6 protein-coding genes are annotated in these 4,554 nt (G+C 73.3%); 2 read left to right on the top strand and 4 right to left on the bottom strand.

Annotation, left to right across the window (positions count from 1 at the left end):
• Positions 1 to 650 (top strand): M15 family metallopeptidase (locus CRM73_RS18285; RefSeq protein ID WP_229588691.1); only part of this gene is annotated, 650 nt, incomplete at its 5' end.
• Positions 651 to 659: 9 nt separating this feature from the next.
• On the top strand, positions 660 to 1,052 hold the full coding sequence (gene mscL / locus CRM73_RS18280; RefSeq protein WP_109268113.1) for a large conductance mechanosensitive channel protein MscL: 393 nt from the start codon (positions 660 to 662) through the stop codon (positions 1,050 to 1,052).
• A gap of 82 nt (positions 1,053 to 1,134) precedes the next feature.
• Here the strand turns inward: mscL and glmM are convergent, their stop codons facing one another.
• The 4 genes from glmM to CRM73_RS18260 all read right to left on the bottom strand — a co-directional run.
• Positions 1,135 to 2,490 carry a phosphoglucosamine mutase gene (gene glmM, locus CRM73_RS18275; RefSeq protein ID WP_031282958.1) on the bottom strand — a complete coding sequence of 452 codons (1,356 nt, stop codon included), beginning with the start codon at positions 2,488 to 2,490 and terminating at the stop codon, positions 1,135 to 1,137.
• Between the two features lie 131 nt (positions 2,491 to 2,621).
• Positions 2,622 to 3,128: a 30S ribosomal protein S9 gene (gene rpsI / locus CRM73_RS18270; RefSeq protein ID WP_031282957.1), complete on the bottom strand. Its 507-nt coding sequence runs from the start codon at positions 3,126 to 3,128 to the stop codon at positions 2,622 to 2,624.
• Positions 3,129 to 3,161: 33 nt separating this feature from the next.
• Complete coding sequence (rplM, locus tag CRM73_RS18265) at positions 3,162 to 3,605, bottom strand: 50S ribosomal protein L13 (RefSeq protein ID WP_017833326.1); 444 nt, start codon at positions 3,603 to 3,605, stop codon at positions 3,162 to 3,164.
• A gap of 295 nt (positions 3,606 to 3,900) precedes the next feature.
• The coding region (locus CRM73_RS18260) for a tRNA pseudouridine(38-40) synthase TruA (protein ID WP_229588690.1) at positions 3,901 to 4,554 on the bottom strand (654 nt) is incomplete at its 5' end.

The following is a 4,554-nucleotide window of genomic DNA, read 5'->3' as shown; positions in this document are numbered from 1 at the left end:
CCGCCTCCGGCACGGCGTTGCCGGCACCCGCGCCCACCACCGGCCGGGGGCCGGGACCGCGCCCGGAGCTGGACGACCCCGCCTCGCTCGCCGTGGTGGTCAACAAGCGTCGGCCCCTGGACCCGCAGGACTGGGCACCCGCCGCCCTCGAGGACCTCGAGGGGCACCTGCTGCGCCCCGAGGCGGCCGCCGCGGCGCGCACGCTGCTGGCCGCGGCCCGGGCGGACGGCGTGCCGGTCCGGATCGTGTCGGGCTACCGCTCGTTCGCCGAGCAGTCCCGCACGTACGCCGGGTGGGTGGCGCAGAAGGGCCCGGAGGCCGCCGACACGGCGTCCGCCCGCCCGGGTCACTCGGAGCACCAGACCGGGCTGGCGGTGGACGTCGGCGAGGGCTCCGGGTGCGACCTGCGCGTGTGCTTCGACGGGACGGCCACCGCCGCGTGGGTGGCCGAGCACGGGCCGGAGCACGGCTTCGTGGTCCGCTACCCCTGGGGCGAGCACGGCACCACCGGCTACTGGTACGAGCCGTGGCACCTGCGCTACCTCGGGACGGAGCGGGCCCAGGAGCTCGCGCGCTCGGGCGCCGCGACGCTCGAGGAGTTCTCCGGCCTGCCGCCGGCCCCGGACTACGGACCACCCGCGCCCGGCTAGTCTGTGGCCATGCTCAAGGGATTCCGGGAATTCATCATGAAGGGCAACGTGCTCGACCTGGCCGTCGCCGTGATCATCGGCGCGGCGTTCGCCCAGGTCGTCAACGCCATGGTCGAGGCGGTGCTGATGCCGCTCATCTCCGCGCTGGTCGGCTCGCCCAACTTCGACTCGTTCGCGGTGCTCACCGTCAACGGCAACGACATCAGGTTCGGCGTGCTGCTCACCGCGCTCGTCAACTTCCTGCTCGTGGCCGCCGCCGTGTACTTCGCCATCGTGCTGCCGATGAACAAGATGATCGAGGCCCGCAACCGCCGGCTCGGCATCGATCCCACCGAGGAGGAGGCCGACGCCCAGGTGCAGCTGCTCACCGAGATCCGCGACGCCCTGCGCCGGCGCACCTGATCCCGGTCCCGCCGGTCCCGCCGGACGCCGGAGGCCCGCACCGTGCGCACGGTGCGGGCCTCCGGCGTCCGGCGGGACCGGCTCAGACGGTGAGGGCCAGCTCGCGCTCCACGACGGACGCGAGGAACTCCGTCTCGGCCCGGGCGATCTCCTCGGAGGCCGCCTCGACCATCACGCGGACCACCGGCTCGGTCCCCGAGGGGCGCAGCAGCACGCGGCCCGTCTCGCCGAGGCGCTGCTCGACCTCCGCGACGGCCGCCTGCACCCCGGGGTTGGAGCCCACCGCGGTGCGGTCCACCCCGCGCACGTTGAGCAGCACCTGCGGCAGCCGCGTCATCACGCGGGCCAGCTCCGCGAGCGGTGCGCGGGTCTGGGCCACGCGCGAGGCCAGCATCAGCCCGGTCAGCAGCCCGTCGCCGGTGGTGGCGTAGTCGGACATGATCACGTGGCCGGACTGCTCGCCGCCCAGGTTGTACCCGTGCTCGGTCATCGTCTCGAGGACGTAGCGGTCCCCCACGGCGGTCTCCCGCACGTCGATGCCCGCGTCCCGCAGGGCCAGCTTGAGGCCGAGGTTGCTCATCACGGTGGCCACGAGCGTGTCCTCGACGAGCCGGCCCGCGTCCTTGAGCGCCAGGGCGAGGATCGCCATGATCTGGTCCCCGTCGACCTCGCGGCCGGTGGCGTCCACGGCGAGGCAGCGGTCGGCGTCGCCGTCGTGGGCGATCCCGAGGTCGGCCCCGAGCTCGACGACGGCCCGCTGGAGGGGCTCCAGGTGGGTCGAGCCGCAGCCGTCGTTGATGTTCAGGCCGTCGGGCTCCGCGCCGATGACGTGCACCTCGGCGCCCGCGCCGCGGAAGGCGTCCGGCGAGACCCCGCTGGCGGCGCCGTTGGCGCAGTCCAGGACCACGCGCATCCCCTCGAGCCGGTGCGGGATGGCCCCCACCAGGTGCAGGACGTAGCGGTCCTCGGCGTCCGTGAGCAGGTGGATGCGCCCGACCCCGGCGCCGGTGGGGCGCCGGAAGTCGCCGGACTCGAAGACCTGCTGGATCTCGTCCTCCACCCGGTCCGGGAGCTTCCGCCCGCCGTGGGCCAGGAACTTGATCCCGTTGTCGGGGGCCGGGTTGTGCGAGGCGGAGATCATCACGCCGAAGTCGGCGTCGAGGTCCGCCACCAGGTAGGCCAGCGCGGGGGTCGGCAGGACCCCGGCGTCGTGGACGTCCACGCCCGAGCCGGCGAGACCCGCGGTCACGGCGGCGCTGAGGAACTCCCCGCTGGCCCGCCCGTCCCGGGCGACGACCGCCGTGGGGCGCCGCCCCTCGCGTGCGTGGCCGTGGCCGAGCACGATCGCGGCGGCCTGGGCCAGGTCCAGGGTCATGTTGGCTGTGAGGAGGTCGTTCGCGAGCCCGCGCACGCCGTCCGTTCCGAATAATCTAGACATCGCCCCCATCCTACGTTCCCCGCGGCCCGGACACCGGCAGGCGGGCAGAAACGAAGGGACCCCGTCCGACACCGGTGTGCACCGGGTCGGACGGGGTCCGTGACGCTGGGGCGGGCCGGGAGGCCCTCCGATCAGCGCTTCGAGTACTGCGGAGCCTTGCGGGCCTTCTTGAGACCGGCCTTCTTGCGCTCGATGACGCGCGGGTCGCGGGTCAGGAAGCCGGCCTTCTTGAGGGTCGGGCGGTTGTTCTCGAGGTCGATCTCGTTCAGGGCACGCGCCACGCCGTGGCGCAGGGCACCGGCCTGGCCGGAGGGGCCACCGCCGTGGATGCGGGCGATGACGTCGTAGGCGCCCTCGAGCTCCAGCACCTTGAAGGGGTCGTTGACCTCCTGCTGGTGCAGCTTGTTCGGGAAGTAGTTCTCCAGGGTGCGGCCGTTGACGGTCCACTGGCCGGAGCCGGGGACGACGCGCACGCGGGCGACGGCCTCCTTGCGCCGGCCGACGGCCTGGCCGGAGACGGTGAGGGCCGGGCGCTCGGCGGCGGCCTCGGTCTCCTCCGCGGGGGAGGACTCGGAGGTGTAGCTGCTCAGCTGCTCCTCGCCGTCCACGATGTTCTGCTCTTCAGTATTCTGAGCCACGATTTTCCTCGCTCGTTTCTGTCGTAGGCCCGGTTACTGGGCGACCTGGGTGAACTCGAAGGTCTGCGGCTGCTGGGCACCGTGGGGGTGCTCCGGGCCGGCGTAGACCTTGAGCTTGGACATCTGCTGGGCGGCCAGCTTGTTCTTCGGGAGCATGCCACGGATGGCCTTCTCCACGGCGCGGACCGGGTGCTTCTCCAGCAGCTCGGCGTAGGAGCTGGACTTGAGCCCGCCCGGGTAGCCGGAGTGGCGGTAGGCCCGCTTCTTCTCGAGCTTGGAGCCGGTCAGGGCCACCTTCTCGGCGTTGATGATGATGACGAAATCACCGGCGTCCACGTGGGGAGCAAAGGTCGGCTTGTGCTTTCCGCGCAGCAGCGTTGCGGTCTGGCTGGCAAGGCGACCCAGGACGACGTCGGTGGCATCGATGACGTGCCACTGGCGCTGGATGTCACCGGGCTTCGGGGTGTACGTACGCACGTTAGTTTGCCTTCGTTCGGGTTATCTCGGTGGCGCTAGTTGGGATCACGCCGTTTCTCGGTGTGCCGTCCGGGGCTCGGGTGAGGGCCGAGCTGCATCCGGTGCCCGAGACCCCGGTGCACCGGACCGCCAGGCGTCCTGCAACGGGACAGCGGATCCGGGTACACGTGAACCGAGGCGGGACACGCACAACAGCACCCCACGGTACCGGATGGAGCGGCCAAAGACCACTCGGGCCATACACCCGGAGGGTGCGGCGGTCAATCTCCCCGCGGGCGCCCGGGCCCGCGGAGGCTCACGCTCCGCCGTGCCGGGGCGTCCCGGGAGCGTCGCGGGGATCTCCTCGGAGCTCCTCGCGGGCGGGGTCGCCGAGCGGGGCGCGCCGCGCCCGGGTGCGCTCGGCCCGCTCCCCCAGGGCGGCGTCCCCGGGATAGCGGACCTCCTCGAGCACGAGGGCGTGCGGCGGGGCCATCAGCGCCTTGGCGTCCCGGACCCGCTCCGCGAGCCGGCGGCCGAGCCAGTCGGGGTCCTCGCGGCCCGCGCCCACGCGGGCGGCCGCGCCCACGACCGAGCGGACCATGTGGTGGCAGAAGGCGTCCGCCTCGATGCCCAGCAGCACGAGCCCGTCCCGGTCCCGCTCGACGGACACGTCCAGGACCTCCCGCACCGTCGTGGCGCCCTCCCGGGGGCGGCAGAAGGACAGGAAGTCGTGCAGCCCCACCAGCTCCTGCGCCGCCCGGGCCATGACGGGGACGTCGAGCACGTCCTTCGACCACCACGTCAGGTGCCGGGTCAGCGGGTCCCGGCCCGCCGCGCCGTCGTCGATCCGGTAGCTGTAGCGCCGGGAGACGGCGGAGAAGCGGGCGTCGAAGCCGGCGGGGGCGGCGCCCGCGCGGCGGACCACCACCGCGCCCGGGCACTCGGGCAGGCCCTGCGCGCGGCGGCCGCG

Origin of the sequence: Kocuria sp. CCUG 69068, from assembly GCF_020833785.1 — a bacterium.
In the GTDB taxonomy this organism is placed as follows: domain Bacteria; phylum Actinomycetota; class Actinomycetes; order Actinomycetales; family Micrococcaceae; genus Kocuria; species Kocuria rosea.
The sequence above is the reverse complement of the archived record's forward strand: the minus strand, read 5'-3'. Positions and strand labels throughout refer to the sequence as shown.

Excerpts from the sequence above, each read along its gene's own strand:
- glmM (WP_031282958.1), bottom strand. The coding sequence starts at position 2,490 with ATGTCTAGATTATTCGGAACGGACGGCGTGCGCGGGCTCGCGAACGAC.
- mscL (WP_109268113.1), top strand. The coding sequence starts at position 660 with ATGCTCAAGGGATTCCGGGAATTCATCATGAAGGGCAACGTGCTCGAC.